Origin of the sequence: Mannheimia haemolytica (genome assembly GCA_900638155.1) — a bacterium.
GTDB classification, from domain to species: Bacteria; Pseudomonadota; Gammaproteobacteria; order Enterobacterales; family Pasteurellaceae; genus Mannheimia; species Mannheimia glucosida.
Genome location: LR134495.1, coordinates 547676 through 569078, shown reverse-complemented (window position 1 = coordinate 569078; position 21403 = coordinate 547676). Strand labels below are relative to the sequence as shown.

Below are 21403 nucleotides of genomic sequence, written 5' to 3'. Positions count from 1 at the left end.
GATATTTCTTAAAATTTTTACAAACGGAGTGCAGTATGCAAAATGAAGTAATACTCACGATGAAAAACATCAGTAAATCCTTTGCGGGGGTCAATGCGTTAAAAGGTGTTGAGCTTACGCTGCGTAAGGGCGAAGTTCACGCATTAATGGGCGAAAATGGTGCAGGTAAATCCACCTTGATGAAATGCTTGCTGGGCGTATATCAAGCCGATGAAGGTGAAATCATATATAAAGGTCAGCCTGTTCGCTTTGAGTCGGTATTAGAGGCACAAAAAGCGGGCATTAGTATGATTTTCCAAGAACTGAACCTCATTCCCCATTTAACGGTGGCAGAGAATATTTTCTTCGCCCGTGAGCCACTCAAACACGGTTTAGTGGATAAAGACAAAATGGTGGAAGAATCGGCTAAATTGCTGAATTTCTTTGAGATTGATGTTGATCCAAACGATGAAGTGAGAATGTTGTCGGTGGCAAAACAACAGATGGTAGAAATTGCCAAAGCCCTTTCATTTGATGTGGAAGTGTTGATTATGGACGAACCTACCTCTGCCCTGACCGAAAAAGAGATTGATAAATTGTTTGAGTTAGTCGATAGATTGCGTGCCAAAGGGGTGAGCATTGTCTATATCTCTCACCGTATGGAAGAGCTAAAACGCATCTGTAACCATATTACGATTTTCCGTGACGGCACTTATGTCTCTAACCATAAATTCAATGAAATCACAATGGACGAAATCATTACCAAAATGGTAGGACGTTCATTAGATAACCACTTCCCGCCCAAAACAGCTGTAGTCACAAACGACATCATTCTCTCCATTATGAATGCCGAACGTAAGGGCGTGTTTGAGCCATTGAACTTTGACTTACGTAAAGGGGAAATTCTCGGCATTACCGGCTTGGTGGGAGCAAAACGCACCGAACTGGCTCGAGCTATCTTTGGAGCAGACCCGCTTGACGGTGGCGAGATTTTTGTCCACGACCACAAAGTCAGCATTAAAGATCCAAGTGATGCTATTAAAGCCGGCATTGCCTATTTGTCGGAAGACCGCAAGCTCAATGGTGTTGCGGTAAGAATGTCGATTCGTGAAAACATTACGATGGCTTCTATGGATAAAGTTGCCAATGCGATGGGCGTGATTTCTTATGAGGAAGAAGAAAAAGCCTCAAAAACCTTCATTGACAAAATGGAGATCAAAACCCCGACCATTGAACAGAAAGTGCAAAATTTAAGTGGGGGCAACCAACAAAAAGTGGTGATTGGGAAATGGTTATTCCGTGAAGCAAAAGTGATGATTTTTGATGAGCCGACTCGAGGGATTGATGTGGGGGCAAAATATGCCATCTACCAACTGCTCGATGAACTTGCTGCCAATGGTGTAGGCGTTATCGTCATCTCCTCCGAATTACCTGAAGTGTTAGGGGTTTCCGACCGTATCATTGTGATGCGTGAAGGCAGAATGACAGGGATGCTTGAGACGAAAAAAACCAATCAAGAAGAAATTATGCATTATGCAACCGGTGTTAAAAATATGTTTGCTCGTGAATATGGGGTGGAAAAATGAATGAAAAACAAAAAGAAATGTTACGCAAAATGGCCGCATTAGCTGGCTTAGTATTATTAATCATCTTTTTTAGCGTAACCAATGAATACTTCTTTACCTCCAACAACATTATGACGGTAGGACTACAAACCTCTACCATTGCGTTAATCGGTATCGGGGCAACCTGTGTGATCTTAACCGGCGGGATTGATTTAAGTACCGGTTCGGTGGTGGCACTCTCCGGTGTGGCGGCAGCGATGATTGTGAATGCTGGTGTGCCAGTGCCGCTCGGTATGATTTTGGGGATTTTGGTCGGCGGTATTTGTGGCTTAATCAACGGCATTTTAGTCACCCGAATGAAGCTGCCTCCGTTTATTGCCACCCTTGGAATGATGATGGTTGCCCGTGGTTTGGCACTGTATGTTACCAATGCCGCACCGGTTTCCGGAATGCCAGAATCCTTCGCTAATCTTGGTAACGGTGCGTTGTTTAAGATTGTAGAAGAAGGGGCAAACGGCTTGCCGAAAGTGGTGTTTGCCGGTATTCCATACCCTGTCATCATTATGATCTTCATCACCATACTGTTCACTTTCGCTCTCTCCAAACTGAAAGTCGGACGCTATTTATATGCGATTGGTTCGAACGAAGAAGCCGCTCGCTTATCCGGTATTAAAACCAATCTCGTCAAAATTTATGCCTATGTTGCCAGCGGTTTACTCTCTGGTTTAACTGGCGTTATCCTCGCTTCCCGTCTCGTCACCGCCCAGCCAAACGGTGGGGTCTCTTACGAGCTGGATGCGATTGCCAGTGCTGTGGTGGGTGGCACATCGCTTATGGGCGGTGTGGGTACTATCCCCGGCACACTCATCGGGTCATTCATTATCGGGGTACTCCGTAATGGTTTGAATATGAATGGCGTTTCTTCATTTGTTCAAATGATTGTCATCGGACTTGTGATTATCGTGGCGGTCTCTCTCGACCAGCTCCGCCAATCCAAAAAAGCCGGTAAAAAATAATCCACTCTTAAAGGAGAATTAAAATGAAAAAATCAGCATTATTTACTGCGACCCTCTTTGGTTTATCGACCTTATTTGCAGGCAGTGCAATGGCAAAATCTGATGAAATCGCTGTGATTGTGAAATCTGCCAACTCTACCTTCTGGCAAAACGTGCGTAAAGGGGCTGAAACTGCCGGCAAAGATATTGGAGGACAATACAAAGTCACCTTCCAAGGGCCGGAAGCCGAAACAGCGATTGACGCCCAAGTGAATATGGTGGACAACGCCGTAAACCGTGGTGTGGCAGGCATCGTACTGGCCGCCTCAGACCCGGTAGCATTAGTGCCGGCAGTGAAAAAAGCTTACGAGAGTGGCATTCCGGTGGTGCTTATCGATTCCGGCATCAACAGTGACGGCAAATACTACCAATCTTTCCTTGCCACCGACAACCGTGCGGCAGGTAAATTAGCGGCGGAAAAACTGCTTGCCAAAGTCAAAGGCGGCAAAGTGGCGGTAATGAGCTTTACCCAAGGGGCAGCTTCTGCGATTGAGCGTACCGGTGGTTTTATTGACGAAATCAAAGCGAAAGCCGATTACAAACTGGTCGGCCCGTACTACTCCGATTCGGATATGACCAAAGCGTTAAACCAAACCGAAGACGTGTTAGGTTCTAACCCTGATCTTACAGCGATCTTCGGGGCGAACGAACCGACTGCGGTAGGAATGGCACGAGCGGTGAAACAAAAAGGCTTTGCCGGCAAAATTGTGGCGGTGGGCTTTGATGGAAACTCCGACCTACAAAACTTCGTGCGTGACGGAACACTAGACGGCATCGTGGTGCAATCTTCCTACCAAATGGGCTATAAAGGCGTGGACACCATCGGCAAGCTGATTAAAGGCGAGAAAGTCGAAAAAGTGATTGATACCGGGGTGGTTTATGTCACGAAAGAAAACATTGATAGCGAAGAAGCGAAAGGTGTTCTTTACTAACATTCAAGTTAAACGGGGTGGGGTTGCCCACCCTTTCAGCCGAAAGGAAGCCAATATGTCAAATACCCTTACCGATAAAGCCTTAGTGGTGATTGCCGCACTTGGCGGTCGAGAAAATATTGTCGATGTTTACGCCTGCATTACCCGCTTACGGGTGGAGGTGAAAAATACCGACATTGTAGAATGGGATAAAATTAAATCTGTCGGTGCGTTAGGCGTTGTGACCTCCGGTGCGGTGATTCAATCTATTTTTGGTAGCGATGCCGAAGCCTACCGTGATGAAATCAAACGTATTTTGAATATTTAGCCCTAAGCACACTCACAACAAAAGAATCGCAACAAGCGGTGAAATTTTTATCAAACTTTGCAAAAAAATGACGTAATTTGACCGCTTGCAAGTTAATCGAATTGTTTAACTTTTAAGAAGGAAAATAGTATGGCAAATCGTCTTATCCTCAATGAAACCAGTTACCACGGCAAAGGTGCAATCCAAAACATTGTTCACGAAGTGACTAGTCGGAGTTTCAAAAAAGCCCTTGTGGTAACAGACAAAGACCTGATCAAATTTAACGTTGCCCAAAAAGTTACCGCCTTGCTTGATGCCGCAGGCTTGCCTTATGAGATTTTCGATGAGGTAAAAGCCAATCCGGCAGTCGATGTAATCAAGGCTGGGGTAGCCAAATTTAAAACCTCCGGTGCCGATTATTTAATTGCGATTGGTGGCGGCTCACCGATTGATAGTGCCAAAGCAATTGGTATCATCATCAATAATCCTGAATTTAGCGATGTCCTTTCACTAGAAGGAGTCGCTCCAACCCACCAAAAATGTGTGCCGATTATCGCCATTCCAACCACAGCAGGTACGGCAGCAGAAGTCACTATTAACTATGTGATTACCGATGAAGAGAAAAAACGCAAATTTGTGTGCGTGGACGTTCACGATGTACCAGCAGTGGCGTTAGTCGATCCGGATATGATGGAATCTATGCCAAAAAGCTTGGCTGCCGCAACCGGTATGGACGCCCTCACCCATGCCATTGAAGGTTACATTACCAAAGCTGCGTGGGAATTAACCGATGCCTTACATCTGAAAGCGATTGAGCTGATCGGTCGTTCATTGCGTGGTGCAGTGGAGAAAAACCCGAAAGATGTCGAAGCGATGGCATTAGGACAATATGTGGCAGGAATGGGTTTCTCCAACGTCGGCCTTGGCGTAGTACACAGTATGGCACATCCGCTTTCCGCCTATTACGACACCCCGCACGGCATTGCCAATGCGGTATTACTGCCGTATGTAATGGAATTTAATAAAAATTACACCGGCGAAAAATACCGTGAAATCGCCCGAGCAATGGGGGTGAAAGGCGTAGATGAAATGAGCCAAGAAGAGTACCGCAATGCTGCTATTGCCGCTGTACAACAGCTTTCACAAGATGTCGGCATTCCGCCAAAACTACATCAAATCGGCGTCAAAGAAGCCGATTTACCGGCATTATCGGTCGATGCCTTTAATGATGTCTGCACCGGTGGCAACCCAAGAGATTGTACCGCTGAGGAGTTGTTGGAGGTATATCGAATCGCATACTAGAGCTATCTTATTAATATAGGTAAGCGGTGATTTTTTTATAAAAATTTGCAATTTCTGTTAAAAAACACTGATAGTCATAATGCCCGATTTTTCATATTTATGGAAAAATCGGGCATTTTTGTTGCTTTTTTATCGCAAAGAAATGTGATTTTGTTCACATTTATATCTATAAATTAACAAAAATAAAACAATTTGTTTGCAAAGGCGGTTTAGTTACCGAATGATAGTCATCAACTTCCACTATGGATAAAAAAGGAGCAACTCATGGTGAAACAATATCAAATGTATATTAATGGTGAATTTGTGCCTGCGTTAGATGGCCGCACTTTAGCAGTCTATAACCCTGCCACCGAAAAAGCTATCTCCGAAGTCCCTCGTGGCGGAGCTGATGACGCCAAAATCGCAATCGATGCTGCTGAAGCCGCCCAAGAAGCTTGGGAACGTTTACCAGCCATTGAACGAGGAAAATATTTACGTCAAATCGCCGTTGGGATTCGTGAGCGTGCCGATGAAATTGCTCGCACCATTTCCGAAGAAATGGGGAAAACCCTGTCATTAGCGACCGTTGAGGTACATTTTACCGCCGATTACTTAGACTATATGGCAGAATGGGCGAGACGTTATGAAGGGGAAATTATTCAAAGTGATCGCCCAAATGAACATATTTTCTTATATAAAAAAGCGATTGGTGTCACCACCGGCATTTTACCGTGGAACTTCCCGTTCTTCCTCATTGCCCGTAAAGCAGCTCCGGCATTAGTAACAGGTAATACCATTGTGATTAAACCAAGTGAAGATGCCCCTAATAATGCCATTCTCTTTTCAGAAATCGTGCATCAAGTCGGTTTACCTAAGGGGGTATTTAATGTCGTCACCGGCTATGGCAATGAAGTCGGGCCAGAACTTTCAGGCAATGAAAAAATCGGTATGGTTTCCTTTACCGGTAGCCAGTTTGCCGGACAAAAAGTGATGGAAGCCGCCAGCAAGAATATCATTAAAGTCAATTTAGAATTAGGGGGCAAAGCCCCAGCTATCGTATTAGACGATGCAGATCTTGAGCTTGCCGCAACCGCCGTTGTCAATTCTCGAGTCATCAATTCAGGGCAGGTTTGTAACTGTGCAGAACGCATTTATGTACAGAGTTCAATTAAAGAGCAATTTGTCCAAAAATTGGTAGAGAAAATGCAAGCGGTGAAATATGGTAATCCATTAGAACAACAAGACATTGATATGGGACCGATGGTGAATGAAAAAGGCTTGCATAAAGTGCAGGAAATGGTGACACACGCACTGCATCAAGGAGGTAATCTGGTATTAGGCGGTAAGGTGGTTGAAGGAACAGGCTACTACTTTGAGCCAACTATTATCGACAATGTAGATAACTCTATGGATATTATGCGGCACGAAATTTTTGGGCCGGTCATTCCGGTTGCGACATTTGATACCATTGATGAAGCGATTCGCTTAGCCAATGATTGTGAATATGGCTTAACCTCTTCGGTTTACACGCAAAATATCAATAAAGCGATGAAAGTAATTTCCCGCTTAAAATTCGGAGAAACTTATGTAAACCGTGAAAACTTTGAAGCAATGCAAGGCTACCACGCCGGTTGGCGTAAATCGGGTATTGGCGGTGCTGACGGTAAGCACGGCTTAGAGGAATACCTACAAACTCAGGTGGTTTATCTGCAATTTGATGATAAAGTATAGATTCTTCTAAAAACTCCCACTTATCAAAATAAGCGGGAGTTTTCTTTTAGGTTAAGCTTGTATCAAAATTGCAAACAAAAAGATTCTAATGTTAAGTAAATGTTTAATAATTATTTATAGTTAACTCTTTTTGGCTGATTAATTTGCAATTTAAATTAATTGGGTGCAGAATGACATTAGCCTTTTTTGAAATCACATTCCATAAAATGGCTTGATTAACACGACACAATTATCACTCAAATTAGGATTTTCATTATGAGTATTTTCCAACAAACCAATCCAAACCGCCGTCGTTATGGGCTAGCTGTATTTATCGGGATTATTGCCGGTATTATTTCAGCATTCGTAAAATGGGGGGCAGAACATCCTTTCCCACCTCGTAGTCCGATTGATCTATTTACCGCTGCTTGCCCGCAACCGGTGTTAGATGCAATGAATGCCGCAGCAGACCAAGTGGCTGCCAAAACCATCGCATTACAAGAATGTTCACGTGCATTTTTAAACCCACCACACGTTTTCTTACGTGATTATATTGGTATCGATCCAACTGAAGCAGCATTTACCTTTGCTGACCACGCGTTCAACTGGATTGGCGTAACCCATATGATTTTCTCGTTAGTTTTTGCGATTGGTTACTGCATTGTGGCGGAAATCTTCCCAAAAATTAAATTCTGGCAAGGCATTGGTGCCGGTATCATCGCTAATATTTGTGTTCACTACATCACCTTCCCGGCATTAGGTTTAACACCACCGGTTGCTGAATGGCCGTTATATGAACACATTTCTGAATTAGTTGGTCATATTTTCTGGTTCTGGACCATTGAGGTGATTCGTCGCGATTTACGTAACCGTATTACAGGTGAACCTGATGCCGAAGTGCCGTTAGATCAACCGTTCCGTTAATTTAAAATTAGCTCGATTTATACAAAAGCCGCAATCACGTTGCGGCTTTCTTATTTTACAAGCGGCCAAATTTTCGTGAAAATTTACCAAACAAAAAGCACATTGTTTCGTGTAGCAATGCGTAGCTTGGCTTTATAAGAAAAACACACCAAGTTGGAACAGTTTTTCAATTTCATCGATCTGTTTCTTATCGTTCACAAAAATAATCACACGGTCATTTTCTGCAATCATAGTGGATTTGTGAGCGATAATAACTTCTTCGCCTCGCACCACCGCCCCAACAATTGCCCCTTGCGGTAGTTTTAATTCACGGATTTGTCGTCCAACCACTTTTGAAGTGGTTTCATCGCCGTGAGCGATAATTTCTACCGCTCCTGCAACCCCAAGTTTGAGTGAAGAAACTTGTAAAATATCGCCTTTTCTAACGTAACTAGCGAGAGCAGAAATAGTAGCTTGTTGTGGGGAAATGGCAATATCAATAGTGCCACCTTGAATCAGGTGTAAATAGGCAGGGCGTTGCACTAAAATAATCACTTTTTTCGCCCCAAGCCGTTTTGCCAGCAGGGCGGACATAATATTCGCTTCATCATCACTGGTGACGGCAAGGAATAAATCAATATTCTCAATATGCTCCTCAAACAGCAACTCTTCATCGGAGGCATCACCGGTAAGCACCATCGTTTTAGAGAGTTTTTCTGCCAATTTTTCAGCTCGAGCCGGATTGCGTTCGATAATTTTTACCCGATACTGATCTTCTAAATCCCGAGCTAACGAAGAACCAATACTCCCCCCACCGACAATCATAATCCGCTTGTGTGGGCGGTCAAGCCGTTGTAGTTCACCCATTACTGCTCGAATATGTTGGGTTGCACAGATGAAAAAGACTTCATCTCCCGCCTCAATAATAGTTGAACCTTGTGGCACAATCGCTTTGTCTTGACGGAAAATTGCGACAACCCGAGCATCAATATGCGGCAAATGATCACGCAGGGCGGAAATCGGGTAACCAACCAAAGGCCCACCATAATAGGCTTTTACATTCACGATACTGACTAACTCATCAGCAAAATGAGTAATTTGCAACGCCCCCGGATAGTGAATAAGGCGTAAAATATCTTCTTTGACTAAAATTTCAGGGGCAATAATATGGTCGATAGGCAATACATCATCATTAAACAATCGCTCCCGTTCTCTCACATAATCAGCACTACGAATACGGGCAATTTTGGTCGGCACATTAAATAAAGTGTAAGCAATTTGGCAGGCGATCATATTCACTTCATCACTATTAGTTACAGCAACTAATAGATCAGCATCACCGGCACCGGCATCACGCAAGGTTTGGGGTGAAGCATATTCGCCCCGAATCACTTGTAAATCGTGTTTATCTTTGAGCTTGTCTAAACGAGTTGGGTCATTATCCACTAAGACAATATCATTGTCTTCGCTCACCAAATTTTCTGCCAGCGTAGAGCCAACTTGTCCTGCCCCTAAAATAATTACTTTCATTACTCTGCCACTTTTTGTAGTTTTGCGTAGAAGAAACCATCACCACCGTTTGGTTGTGGGAAGAACTGTTTTTCTAACACTTTTTCGCCGTTAAAATCAATTTCAAGTTGTTTTGCATTTGGTGTGGTCTGCAAAAATCGTTGAATTTGCTCGCTGTTTTCTTGCGGTAAAACAGAACACGTGGCATACAACAAAATGCCGTTTGGCTTTAACCTTTGCCATAATGCCTTAAGAATCTTGCCCTGTAATTCGGCTAATTCTGCAATATCGCTCTCTTTACGCAGCCACTTAATATCGGGGTGGCGGCGAATAACGCCGGTTGCGGAACAAGGGGCATCGAGTAAAATGCGGTCGAACATTACGCCCTCTTCAAGCCATTCCTCAGGCTTGGAGGCATCGCCACAAATCACCCGTGCGGTTTGCCCAAGCCGGGCTAAGTTTTCACGCACTCGGCTTAAACGGCTCTCTTCAATATCCAATGCAATGACGCTTGCCTTTGGTGCTTTTTCTAAAATATGGGTAGTTTTGCCACCCGGTGCGGCACAGGCATCTAAAATAGTTTCACCATTTTCTGCCCCAAGCAACTCCGCCGACCATTGTGCGTGAGCATCTTGCACTGTTGCCCAGCCTTGCTCGAAATGAGGCAGTTGATTCACATTTACCGCTTTCTCCAGCAATAAGGCACAGTTTGGCAGGCAAGCGGTCGGATTTGCTGAATTTTTTGCAAATTCAGGCTCAACCAGCTTGCTAATCAACACCGCATAATCATTGGTCTTGATATGTTGTTGATTGACTCGAATCCACATTGGCGGGCGTTGGTTGTTTGCTTCAACAATTTCTCGCCAGTTCGGATAGGCTTTTTTAAGTTTATTGACCAACCATTCAGGATGAAGCGTCTGCCAATGTTTATCTACCTTCGCTAAGATTTCTTCTTGCTCTCGCAGAAAACGGCGTAGCACACCGTTGGTCAAGGCTCGGAAGCTATCCAATTTTAGCGTTTTAGTTGCATTCACTACCTCATCAACCGCAGCGTGTGCCGGCACTCGCATATAAAGCAGTTGGTATAAACCCACTAACAGTAAGCAATGCACCAAACGGGTTTTGCCTTTCAGCGGTTTTTCAACTAATAATTTGATGATCGATTCCAAGCGAGGCAGCACACGGCACACTCCGAAGGTGATTTCTTGCACTAAGGGTAAATCTTTTGGTTCAAGCTGTTTTTGAGCGTCAGGAATCAAGGTGGAAAGTGATTTACCTTGATCTAACACCTGTAAAATAATGGTTGCACTTATTGCTCTAGAAGAAAGTGCTTTGAACGATTGTTTTTTCATAAATAAAAATGCCATTCCGACAGAATGGCACTATTGTAACTGAATGCGGGATTATCTTAAAACTAAAATTGGCTTGGTGGTGTTGCGAGCCACTTTAACCGTATTAGAGCTTAAGCCCTTCGCATTTGGTTTGCTGCTTGCCAGCATCATAATTAAATCCACCGACTTTTCATCGGCGATACGGCAAATTTCTTCATAAATCGTACCATACGCCACAATGTGCTGCACTTTTGAACCTTCAGGAAAATGTTTTTTGGTAAATTCGTGCAATTTTTGGTTCGCCTCTGCCACCACTTCTTTATCGAAATTTTTCGGCAAGAATGCGGAAATTAAGCTGTTATCCACCGGCTCAATAATAGACACAACCCGATAAACCGCATTCGGATTTTTTGCCGTAATTTGTAATGCCGTATCTACCACATATTTAGCACTTTTTAGGTCGGCTAAATCAATCGCAATAAGTAATTTGTTATACATCGTTATTTCCTTTTACTGCCGCTTTTGAAAAGACAAGCGGTCATTTTTTTATAAAATTTTGCATTGTTTTCCTCACTGATAAAATGGCTGAATGCCATTTAATCTCTCTCCCACAAAGGGAGAGAGTTAAAGGAATATCTTACTGTTTTTTCACTCTACGGCGTTGGTTTGCCACAATGCCAAATACCAACAATAAAGCAGGAATGAAGATCCAATCTTTAGAAGGAGCATCTTGCGGTACGGCAATGTAGTGAATGGTTTGATCCCAGTTTAAGCCTGCTTTTGCGGCAGGAGAATCAATTTCTACCATATCGATCACCACTTTTGGTGTTTCTACGCCATCAACTTCTATTTTCTCATCGGTTTGAATCAGCGTTAAGCCTAAATTTTTCAACCGTTCTTCGCCAGTTGAACCTTCAGGCACAGGTAACTGAGCGTAGAACTCGATTTCTTTACCGTAAGGATTTAAGCCTTCCACTTTTAAGGTAACGTTTTGACCCACCTTGCTTTCAAGCAGCTGCTCTTCAAACTGCACCGGCTCGATATGACGTTCAGACGGATAAATTCTGTCCATAAAGAAGCCCGGGCGGAACAAGGCGAAAGCAGCCACAACAAGCAACACCGTTTCCCACCATTTGTTTTTGGTCACAATATATTGCATTGTAGCAGAGGTAAAGGCGAGCACCCCAATGGTTGCGGTAATAAATACCACCCAACCGTGCCCCGGATAACGCAGATCAATTAATAACAAGTCGGTATTAAAGATAAACAAGAACGGTAAAATGACGGTTCTTAAACTATATTTAAATGCCACCATACCGGTATTAATCGGGCTACCGCCTGAAATTGCTGCCGCAGCGAACGAGGCTAAACCAACAGGTGGAGTCACATCTGCCATAATCCCGAAATAGAATACGAATAAATGCACCGCAATCAACGGCACGATTAACCCGTTTTGACGCCCGACTTCCACGATAACCGTTGCCATTAATGATGACACCACAATGTAGTTTGCAGTTGTCGGCAAGCCCATTCCCAAAATTAAGCTGAATACGGCTACCAAGATCAACATTAGCACAATGTTACCCATTGATAGGAGTTCAATCACACTTGAAAGCTGAACCCCAAAGCCCGTTAGTGCCACAACGCCGACAATAATCCCTGCTGTTGCGGTAGCAAGGGCGATACCGGTCATATTACGACCGCCAGCCTCAAGGCTATCTACCACATCTCGAACACCTTGTTTGATAATCTCTTTGGTTACGCTCTCTTTGCGGAAGAAATTGAGTAACGGGCGTTGGGTTAATTGAATAAAAATTAAGGTAATGGTTCCCCAGAATGCGGATAAGCCCGGCGAAAGCATTTCCACCATTAAGCACCAAAGTAGCACAACCACAGGAATAAGGTAATGTAAACCTGCATTTACGGTTGGTTTTCTTTTTGGTAGAGAAACAATTTCTGAGTTTGGATCGTCCGCTTCTAAATCAGGGTAGCTTGCCACACGGCGAATAGCCAGTAGATACCATAAGCCTAAGAAAGCACAGACAATCATAAACGCATAATCTTCTGCCACATCACGAATCCAACCTAAGCCGTAGTAAACGCCAATCGCTAATCCTACGATCACTAAAATTGAAGCTACGGTTCTTAGCAAGAAGACTAAAATCGGGCTTGGCTCTTCGGCTCTTGGTAAGCCTTGTAAATTCATCTTACAAGCTTCTAAATGCACGATATACACCAACGCAATATACGAAATTAACGCAGGTAAGAAAGCGTGAGTAATCAGCTGGCTATACGGCATATTCACATATTCGATCATCAAGAACGCCGCCGCCCCCATTACCGGTGGCATAATTTGACCGTTTACTGATGAGGCAACTTCCACCGCACCGGCTTTTTCTTTGGTAAAGCCAACCCGTTTCATCATTGGAATGGTGAAAGTACCTGTCGTTACTACGTTCGCAATCGATGATCCTGAAATCAAACCGGTTAAAGCGGAAGACACCACCGCCGCTTTTGCCGGACCACCACGCAAATGCCCTAAATAGGCAAAGGCAGTTTTAATAAAGTAGTTACCTGCTCCTGCTTTATCGAGCAAGGCGCCGAATAATACGAACAGGAACACATATTTGGTCGAAACCCCAAGGGCTACACCAAACACGCCTTCAGTGGTAATCCATTGTTGGTTGATAATTTGAGAAAGCGAACCTGAGCGGTGGCTTACGATCCAATCGGCAGGGAAATATTGCCCGAAGAAGTTATAGATAAGGAACACAATCGCAATCACGACCAACGGCAAGCCAAGACTACGGCGGGTTGCTTCCAGCACCAATAAAATCCCTAAACAGCCGGCGATAATATCTTGCGTATTTGGCGCTCCAAAACGTTTCACCAAACCTTCATAGAAGAAAATATAGTACAACGCTAACCCAGCTCCTACGATGGCAAACACCCAATCTATTTTCGGAATATGGTGCTTAGGCGAACTGGCAAATGCCGGATAAGAAAGGAACGCCAAGAACATTGCAAAGGCTAAATGGATAGAACGAGCTTTGGTGTCGTCCACCACCACATTCAAATTAATGCCTGCGTGAGTAAGCCATTCTTGGAATACAAACGGCAATGGAGAAGCATAATAAATTTGGAACACAGACCAAAGAATGGCGACATACACAATGGCTTTCTTCGCAAGACCGGACGGGGTTCGACCGCCACTGTCATTGGAAGCAACCATATCTTGTAGGTCATCGTAATCAACCTTAGATTCAACTGACATAAAGACTCCTCAAAACGCAAGCGGTCATTTTCTTATTAAATTTTACAAATTTCCTCAAAAAACAACCGCTTGCTCGTGAAAACACTGTTGATAAGTTATCAATTAAAGGTGAAAATCGATAACTTATCAACAGTTTCAAAAAAGCAAAAAACCAGCACGCTAAAAAACGTGCTGATTGAATCAAATTACAGAAAGGAAATATTACTTAATCCAACCTTTCTCTTTATAGTAACGAATTGCACCCTCGTGTAACGGAGCAGAAAGAGCGTTTTTGATCATCTCTTCTTGTTTTAAGTGTTCAAACGCCGGGTGTAAACGTTTGAAACGATCAAAGTTATCAAATACCGCTTTGGTTACATTGTACACTTTATCTGCATCCACATCGGCAGAAGTTACTAACGTTGCATATACACCGAAAGTTTCTGTCGGCTCATCTGAACCTTTATATAAACCGCCCGGAATCGTAGCTTTGGCATAATATGAGTGATCTGCCACTAATTTATCAATTTCAGGGCCGGTTACCGGCACTAATTTCGCATCGCAAGAAGCGGCTGCTTCTTTTAACGCACCATTCGGGTGACCTACGTTATAAGTGATCGCATCTAAGTTGTTATCACACATTACAGATGCCATTTCTGCCGGTTTCAATTCAGAAGCCACTTTGAAATCTTTATCCGTCCAGCCTTTTGCCGCTAAAATCACGTTCATTGTTGCACGAGTACCGGAACCCGGGTCGCCCACGTTTACACGTTTTGCTTTTAAATCATCGAACGACTTAATGCCTGAATCGGTACGAGCCATTACTGTAAACGGTTCCGGGTGAAGCGAGAAAATGGCGCGAATTTTATCGTTTTTCTTACCTTCAAATGAGCTTGAGCCGTTATAGGCGTGGTATTGCCAGTCTGATTGTGCAATCCCCATATCCATTTCTTTTGCTGCAATCGCATTTAAGTTTGCAACCGATGCCCCTGTTGAAGGAGCGTTACATTTTAAACCTGTTTTTGCTGAATCACGGTTTACTAATTGGCAAATAGATTGACCCACAACATAATAAACACCGGTTTGACCGCCTGTTCCGATAGTCACAAATGTTTCAGCCGCTTGAACAGATGCTGTTCCCATCACAAGGCTTGCAAGGAAAGAAAGTTTGACTAATTTTTTCATTTTTAACTCCTAAAATTAAGGATCAGAAAACAAAGATTTATCGTTTTGAGCCACCGCTCACACTACAAGAGATACAAAACTTCTTTGAGTTGCATTTGCCTCTTAGAGCTTGTTTTTAGCATAGATTTTATAATTAGTAAATTTATTTTTTCGCATAAAAAAATCTATGCCTAATGCCACAAGCTAAAATGTTTCACTATCTCTTAACAAATGCACATCGCCTTTTCGTCTTAAAAAACCGCTACGATCAAAATATTCAATTAATTGCACCGTCAATTTTCGCCCATACTGCAACTCATCTCGCAACTGATTCACCGAAATACTGCCATGTTGGGCGATAAAATCTTTAATTAACATTGCAAATTGTCCGATTTGCTCGCTTAATAAAAATCTATCTTTAACGATTGGGATTAAATACCCCAATTTCCCGGCTTTATACAATAAATTCCGCATTTGGGTTTCATCAATCGAGAGCTGGCTTGCAATATCTCGTACCCAAAGAGCTTGATTGGTCGCCTCAAACAGCGGTCGAATTTGTTGCCAAATTTGCAATTCATCGGCGTTCAATTCGATTCGATGTTCCGGCAGATGCAACCAACCACGGCTATTAATTAAGGCTTTTTGCTCCACCAAATCCTCAATAAATTGATTTGCCAAGTTTTCAGGCAAATCCAATAACGCTATGCGATATAAACGGGCTTTGGTCACGCCGATTTGATCTTGATGTTGCAGGTGGTATTCTGCCATTTTTTCCAACACCCGTTGCTGGGCTTGGGCTTTAAAATCCGAATTAAATAACCATTTAGACGAGACATCAAACCCCTGTTTTGCAATATCCTCCGCAAAACATTGCTCCGCCCATAACAGCAAGGATAAATCCATCGCTCTGTTTTGCAGATAGAGATCAAGGCGTGCTGCAAAGTCATTACAAGCGGTGGTTTTTGCTAAATTTTTTACCAACGCCAAACGAGCATACGTGCGTTTATGCCGTTTTGGTGAGTGAATTTCCAACACATCTGCCCCTGCTAAAGTTTGGCTGTCATCACCGCTTCGGATGATCAATTTATCACCAACGGCAATATGGAGTGGTTCATCTAAAATCACTTCTGCAAAAAATTGCTGATTTTTGACCGCTTGTTGCCCCTCAAGCAAATTCAATTTGCCGGTAATGTGCGAGGCAAAATGGTAAAGATGCACAATGCTGTTTTCTTTGAAGGCTTGATTGGCGGTTAGTTGAACCGTAATGCGATCGGTGGCAAATTTCGGCTCAAGCTCGGTAATCCAATCGCCTCGCTTGATTTCCTCTTTTTCCACGTTAGCGATATTTAACGCCAAACGTTGCCCTGCCACTCCCGTTTCCGAAGGCGTATTTTGGGCGTGAATGGCTTTGACCCGCACTTTTTTACCATTCGACAAAAATAACTCAGAGCCAACGCTCGCTTTGCCCGCCACCGTTGTGCCGGTAACGACCAACCCTGCTCCTTTCACATTAAACACACGGTCAATCGCATAACGGAACGGTTTATGGGTTTGGGTATGTTGTTGATTTAATTGGATTAAGTGTGCTTTTAATTCTTCAATCCCTTGTTGCGTTTTTGCCGAAGTAACAAAGGTTTTTGCTTCCGCTAAAAACGGATAGCTTGTTTTCACCTGCTCAATTAAATGGCTGATTTGAGCCTCTTCCGCTCGATCTGCCTTGGTAATCACAACCATAATATGCTGAAAATTCAGCAAGCGGAGAATATCCAAATGCTCGTCGGTTTGTGGCTTAATCCCTTCTTCGGCTGAAATCACCAACAGGGCGTGTTGAATGCCGCCAAGCCCTGCCAGCATATTAGATAAAAAACGCTGATGACCCGGCACATCAATAAACCCTAAAATATCGTTCTCAATCGGTAAATAGGCATAGCCCAAATCAATGGTTAGCCCACGTTTTTGTTCTTCGGGCAAATGGGCGGTGTTAGTGCCGGTTAAGGCTTGTAAAAGCGATGTTTTGCCGTGGTCAACGTGACCGGCAGTGCAGATGATCATTGATAGTCCTTATTTAATGTTCTTGTGATTGATAACAAGCAAGAATTTAAGGCGATAACCGCTCTTTTTTCCACTCATTATTTTCCAACCAATAATGAATACGGTCGTGTAATCGGCTGCTTCTGCCTTGCCAGAATTCAATGCTGTCGGGAATCAGAATATAGCCACCCCAATGCGGTGGGCGAGGCACTGAAAGTGGATATTTCAATGCAAATTGAGCTGATTTTAGCAACAAAGCCTTGTAGTTTTCGATAGGCTGACTTTGCTCGCTCGCCCAAGCTCCCAAACGGCTGGTATAAGGACGGGAGTCAAAATAGGCATCGGATTCTGCTGCTGGAATTTTTGCTATTTTCCCCTCAATCCGCACTTGGCGTTGTAATTCCGCCCAAAAGAAGGTTAAACAACCAAACGGATTATCGGCAATTTCCCGCCCTTTACGACTTTGATAATTGGTAAAGAACACAAAGCCTTGTGAACTTACCTCTTTCAATAGCACCATTCGGCTACTTGGTCGCCCGTTTGCTGCAACGGTAGCAATATTCATTGCAGTCGGCTCATTCACTTTGGCATTGATTGCCTCACTCAACCATTGTTCAAATTGGGTAATTGGGTTTGGGTGACAATCTTGGATTGAAAGCACTTTTTTGGTGTAATCTTCTCGAATGTGGTGCAGATCCATAATGAATCCTCCTAAGTTGCTATTTTTGTCGAAAACACATACAATAAAAACGCTCAAGACGGCTAATCTTGAGCGTTTCGGTTAGAATCTGCTACTACATTCCAATAGTCGCTGTACTACTTTTCAGTAGTAGGCAAAGCAGAATCACGATAATCAAGCGTAAAAATGTTTTACGATTCATTTTCGCTCCCTTGTTGATGAGAATCACAAGATCTGCAATAACAGCCCCACTAGCGGCTACTGGTGGGACTGTTTAGCAGACCCACCTAGCTCAAGCACTTACTGCTTAAACCTGATTTATTCTAACATAATTAAATGTAATATTTTTACTTAATCCAACATCTCAATCAACTTTTCAAACTCCGCAACCGAGCGTAAATCCAACCAAAATTTCTGCTGAGCAAAACGCCCGATTATTGGGCTTGGGTAGGTTTTAAATTGTTGCTCCAATGCAATTAAATCACTCTGTTTTTCAGCAGAAATCGTTACTGCCACTGAGGGCAAGGTTTCTGTGGGTAACGCACCACTGCCGATTTGGGCGAAGCTTGGCTCAATTTGCAAAATATAAGCAGAATTTAACCGCTTGTGTAGTGCCTGTTTTAATCGCTCTGCTTTGTGTTGCAAGGTTTCAAGAGGTTGAGTGAGTAAATGAAGAGTCGGCAAGTTATCGGTTAATTGCTCCGGAAATAAGTAGTGGCGTAGCGTTGCCTCAAGTGCCGATAAAATCACTTTATCACAACGTAGCACCCGTTTCAGCGGGTGTTGTTGCAGCTGGCTAATCATCGCTTGGCTACCGACAATAATGCCGGCTTGCGGACCGCCTAATAATTTATCGCCCGAGAAGGAAACCAAATCTACCCCAGCCGCTACTTTTTGCTGAACCATTGGCTCAGTAGGCAAATTAAGGGCTTGCATATCGGTCAGCGAACCGCTACCTAAGTCGGTAATCACCGGCAGATTAAATTCTTTGCCGAGAGCCACCAACTCCTCTTCCGACACCGAACTGGTAAAACCTTGAATGTGGTAGTTGCTGGTGTGAACTTTCATTAAAAATGCGGTATTTTCAGTGATCGCGTTGCGATAATCCTTTAAATGAGTGCGATTAGTCGTACCGACTTCCACCAATTTGCAACCGGCTTGAGCCATAATATCCGGAATACGAAATGCCCCGCCAATTTCCACCAGCTCACCACGGGAAACGATCACTTCCTTGCCCTGTGCGAATGTCGCTAACATCAACAACACTGCCGCCGCATTATTATTCACAATGCAAGCTGCCTCCGCTCCGGTAAGCATTTGCAACAACTCGGAAATGTAATTATCTCGGTGCGAGCGTTTGCCTGCTTCAATATCAAATTCCAACGCCACATTATTTCGCATTGCGTTGGTTGCTGACTGTATCGCCTTTTCCGACCACAACCCACGCCCTAAGTTGGTGTGTAGCACCGTGCCGGTTAAGTTGAACACGGAGCGGATTTTCACCTCACTCAACGCTTGCAATTTTTGCTCCAGACTTGTAAAAAACAGGTTTTCATCAGCAATAAAATCCGGCAAGGCTTGCTGTTGGGAAATAAATTGACGTGCTTGAGTAAGCAAACTCCTAGCTTGTTCAGCCACGCTGGAATATGCAAATTTTTGGCATAATTCGACCGCTTGTGGCTTTTTCAACAAGAGGTCGAGCGAGGGAATTTGGCGAAATAGTTGTTGCATAATGTGAATGATTGAGAGAATATTTTGGACAATTCTAATAAATAAAGTACAATATTGCCAATTTTTCGGAAGTGCGTCATCTCCGGTGAGGTGGCAGGACTTCAAATCCTGTTGAGGACGCCAGCGTTCTCGGGTGGGTTCAACTCCCATGCACTTCCGCCACATTTCAAAAGCCGTTAATATTTAACGGCTTTTTGCATTTCTGCCACATTCTCTCTTTCCGTTTTGATAAAAAATGAGACTTAGCTCACATTTTTTTATTTTTCTGTTTGTAGTAAAAATTTATTAAATTATAATTATTTGGAGTATTTCTTCACAAACAAAATCTAGTCCATTGACTACCTTTTGAACATAAAAAAGGAACTGTTATGTCAACACTATCTCGTGATTCTATTTTAAGTCAAATTCAAAACGGGCTGATTGCCTCCTGCCAACCGGTTGATGACGGCCCCATGGATAAACCTGAAATTGTGGCTGCTATGGCGGCTGCTTCTGTTATTGGTGGAGCAAAGGGCATTCGCATTGAGGGCGTAGAAAATTTAAAAGCAACTCGTGCCGTTGTTGATGTGCCGATTATCGGCATTGTAAAACGTGATTTGCCAGATTCCCCTGTGCGTATTACGCCATTTTTAGAAGATATTGATGCCTTAGCCGAAGCCGGTGCCGATATTATTGCGGTGGACGGCACATTCCGCACCCGCCCGGTCAGCATTGAAGAGGCGGTAAAACGCATTCACGAAAAAGGTTGCTTGGCAATGGCGGATTGCTCCACCCTTGAAGAAGGTTTACATTGCCAACAATTAGGCTTTGATATTGTGGGTAGTACAATGTCTGGCTACACCGGTGGCGAAGTGCCTGATGAGCCGGACTATCAATTAGTGAAAGGTTTAAAAGCTGCCGGCTGTAATGTTATGGCGGAAGGTCGCTACAACACGCCTGAACTAGCAAAAACGGCGATTGAAATCGGGGCGGATTACGTTACCGTTGGATCGGCATTGACCCGCTTAGAGCATATTGTGAGCTGGTTTGCCGACTCTGTAAAATCGGCTCAAAAATAGGAGCTGCTTATGCGTTGTTTAGCAATAGACATCGGTGGCACGAAAATTGCCACGGCAATTGTGCAACACAATCAAGTGTCACAACGCCAACAAATTCAGACCCCGACTGATAAACCACAAGCTGATCAGGCAGGCAGTTTGCATCAAGCGATTGGTGAGATAATGCAACATTATCAAGGGCAATTTGATTTTGTGGCAGTTGCCTCAACAGGCATTATCAATAAAGGGGTGCTTACTGCACTAAATCCAAAAAATTTAGGCGGATTGGCAGAATTTCCGTTGAAACAAAGCATTGCAAAGCATACCGATAAGCCGATTGCATTATTAAATGACGTGCAAGCGGCGGTGTGTGCCGAATATTTAAATGAAGACCAACAAGCGGTCAAACATTTTGTATTTATTACCGTTTCCACCGGCGTAGGCGGCGGCATTATTTTAAACGGCGAACTGCAAATCGGCAGTAACGGCATTGCAGGACATATCGGGCATACTCTAGCCGATCCGAACGGGCCTCTCTGTGGTTGTGGACGAGTCGGCTGTGTCGAAGCAGTCGCAGCAGGGCGTGCAATAGAGGCAGTTTCCAGCCAATGGGAAAAGCCTTGTTCACCAAAAGAGGTGTTCGAGCGATTCCGCCAAGGCAACCCGCAAGCGGTCGAATTAGTGCAAAAATCTGCAAAAGCGATTGCCAACTTGATTGCCGATTTAAAAATCAGTTTAGATATACAAAAAGTCGTGTTAGGCGGCAGCGTGGGCTTAGCGGAGGGGTATTTACCGCTGGTGTCCGACTATTTAGCTGAAATGCCGAGTGTATATCATTGCGTATTGGAAAATGCTCAATCCGGGCAAGATGCCGGCTTAATCGGTGCGGCTTGGTGGGCGGAAAACCAACTGAAACAAGGTGTAACTCTTTAACAAATTCTAACTTTGGAGATCCAA

The 21403-nt window shown here is 43.7% G+C and carries 17 protein-coding genes and 1 tRNA gene; 10 read left to right on the top strand and 8 right to left on the bottom strand.

What is annotated here, in order from left to right:
- Nucleotides 1–35: 35 nt before the first annotated feature.
- From EL242_RS02990 to EL242_RS02960, 7 genes are all read left to right on the top strand, one after another.
- The gene (locus EL242_RS02990) at nucleotides 36–1565 is read left to right on the top strand and encodes a sugar ABC transporter ATP-binding protein (protein WP_126301436.1); all 1530 of its coding nucleotides are present in this window, start codon (nucleotides 36–38) and stop codon (nucleotides 1563–1565) included.
- A complete protein-coding gene (locus EL242_RS02985) occupies nucleotides 1562–2560 on the top strand; it encodes an ABC transporter permease (protein ID WP_126301435.1) in 999 nt (332 codons plus the stop codon). The genes EL242_RS02990 and EL242_RS02985 overlap by 4 nt, the downstream gene beginning before the upstream one ends.
- 23 nt (nucleotides 2561–2583) lie before the next feature.
- A complete protein-coding gene (locus tag EL242_RS02980; RefSeq protein WP_126301434.1) occupies nucleotides 2584–3531 on the top strand; it encodes an ABC transporter substrate-binding protein in 948 nt (315 codons plus the stop codon).
- A 55-nt stretch (nucleotides 3532–3586) separates the two neighbouring features.
- On the top strand, nucleotides 3587–3838 hold the full coding sequence (locus tag EL242_RS02975; RefSeq protein WP_021279689.1) for a PTS transporter subunit EIIB: 252 nt from the start codon (nucleotides 3587–3589) through the stop codon (nucleotides 3836–3838).
- A 129-nt stretch (nucleotides 3839–3967) separates the two neighbouring features.
- Nucleotides 3968–5119, top strand: coding sequence for a lactaldehyde reductase (gene fucO / locus EL242_RS02970; protein ID WP_126301433.1), 1152 nt, complete (start codon nucleotides 3968–3970; stop codon nucleotides 5117–5119).
- Nucleotides 5120–5383: 264 nt separating this feature from the next.
- Nucleotides 5384–6829: an aldehyde dehydrogenase gene (aldA, locus tag EL242_RS02965; protein WP_126301432.1), complete on the top strand. Its 1446-nt coding sequence runs from the start codon at nucleotides 5384–5386 to the stop codon at nucleotides 6827–6829.
- Nucleotides 6830–7084: 255 nt separating this feature from the next.
- Nucleotides 7085–7732: a YagU family protein gene (locus tag EL242_RS02960; RefSeq protein WP_126301431.1), complete on the top strand. Its 648-nt coding sequence runs from the start codon at nucleotides 7085–7087 to the stop codon at nucleotides 7730–7732.
- 132 nt (nucleotides 7733–7864) lie between these two features.
- Here the strand turns inward: EL242_RS02960 and trkA are convergent, their stop codons facing one another.
- The 8 genes from trkA to selA all read right to left on the bottom strand — a co-directional run bounded on the left by trkA (nucleotide 7865) and on the right by selA (nucleotide 19409).
- Nucleotides 7865–9241 carry a Trk system potassium transporter TrkA gene (trkA, locus tag EL242_RS02955; RefSeq protein ID WP_126301430.1) on the bottom strand — a complete coding sequence of 459 codons (1377 nt, stop codon included), beginning with the start codon at nucleotides 9239–9241 and terminating at the stop codon, nucleotides 7865–7867.
- Nucleotides 9241–10587: a 16S rRNA (cytosine(967)-C(5))-methyltransferase RsmB gene (rsmB, locus tag EL242_RS02950; RefSeq protein ID WP_126301429.1), complete on the bottom strand. Its 1347-nt coding sequence runs from the start codon at nucleotides 10585–10587 to the stop codon at nucleotides 9241–9243. The genes trkA and rsmB overlap by 1 nt, the downstream gene beginning before the upstream one ends.
- 36 nt (nucleotides 10588–10623) lie before the next feature.
- Nucleotides 10624–11049 carry a universal stress protein gene (locus tag EL242_RS02945; RefSeq protein ID WP_126301428.1) on the bottom strand — a complete coding sequence of 142 codons (426 nt, stop codon included), beginning with the start codon at nucleotides 11047–11049 and terminating at the stop codon, nucleotides 10624–10626.
- Between the two features lie 139 nt (nucleotides 11050–11188).
- The gene (locus EL242_RS02940) at nucleotides 11189–13825 is read right to left on the bottom strand and encodes a TRAP transporter permease (protein ID WP_126301427.1); all 2637 of its coding nucleotides are present in this window, start codon (nucleotides 13823–13825) and stop codon (nucleotides 11189–11191) included.
- Nucleotides 13826–14026: 201 nt separating this feature from the next.
- Nucleotides 14027–14989 carry a TAXI family TRAP transporter solute-binding subunit gene (locus tag EL242_RS02935; RefSeq protein WP_006249392.1) on the bottom strand — a complete coding sequence of 321 codons (963 nt, stop codon included), beginning with the start codon at nucleotides 14987–14989 and terminating at the stop codon, nucleotides 14027–14029.
- Nucleotides 14990–15172: 183 nt separating this feature from the next.
- Complete coding sequence (selB, locus tag EL242_RS02930) at nucleotides 15173–17020, bottom strand: selenocysteine-specific translation elongation factor (RefSeq protein WP_126301426.1); 1848 nt, start codon at nucleotides 17018–17020, stop codon at nucleotides 15173–15175.
- A 46-nt stretch (nucleotides 17021–17066) separates the two neighbouring features.
- Complete coding sequence (gene pdxH / locus EL242_RS02925) at nucleotides 17067–17699, bottom strand: pyridoxamine 5'-phosphate oxidase (RefSeq protein WP_126301425.1); 633 nt, start codon at nucleotides 17697–17699, stop codon at nucleotides 17067–17069.
- A gap of 330 nt (nucleotides 17700–18029) precedes the next feature.
- The gene (gene selA, locus EL242_RS02920; protein ID WP_126301424.1) at nucleotides 18030–19409 is read right to left on the bottom strand and encodes an L-seryl-tRNA(Sec) selenium transferase; all 1380 of its coding nucleotides are present in this window, start codon (nucleotides 19407–19409) and stop codon (nucleotides 18030–18032) included.
- A 67-nt stretch (nucleotides 19410–19476) separates the two neighbouring features.
- Between selA and EL242_RS02915 the strand changes: the two genes are divergently transcribed.
- The 3 genes from EL242_RS02915 to EL242_RS02905 all read left to right on the top strand — a co-directional run bounded on the left by EL242_RS02915 (nucleotide 19477) and on the right by EL242_RS02905 (nucleotide 21379).
- Nucleotides 19477–19571: transfer RNA gene (locus EL242_RS02915), tRNA-Sec, on the top strand.
- A gap of 206 nt (nucleotides 19572–19777) precedes the next feature.
- Complete coding sequence (locus EL242_RS02910; RefSeq protein ID WP_126301423.1) at nucleotides 19778–20467, top strand: N-acetylmannosamine-6-phosphate 2-epimerase; 690 nt, start codon at nucleotides 19778–19780, stop codon at nucleotides 20465–20467.
- Between the two features lie 9 nt (nucleotides 20468–20476).
- On the top strand, nucleotides 20477–21379 hold the full coding sequence (locus tag EL242_RS02905) for an N-acetylmannosamine kinase (RefSeq protein WP_126301422.1): 903 nt from the start codon (nucleotides 20477–20479) through the stop codon (nucleotides 21377–21379).
- Nucleotides 21380–21403 lie beyond the last annotated feature (24 nt).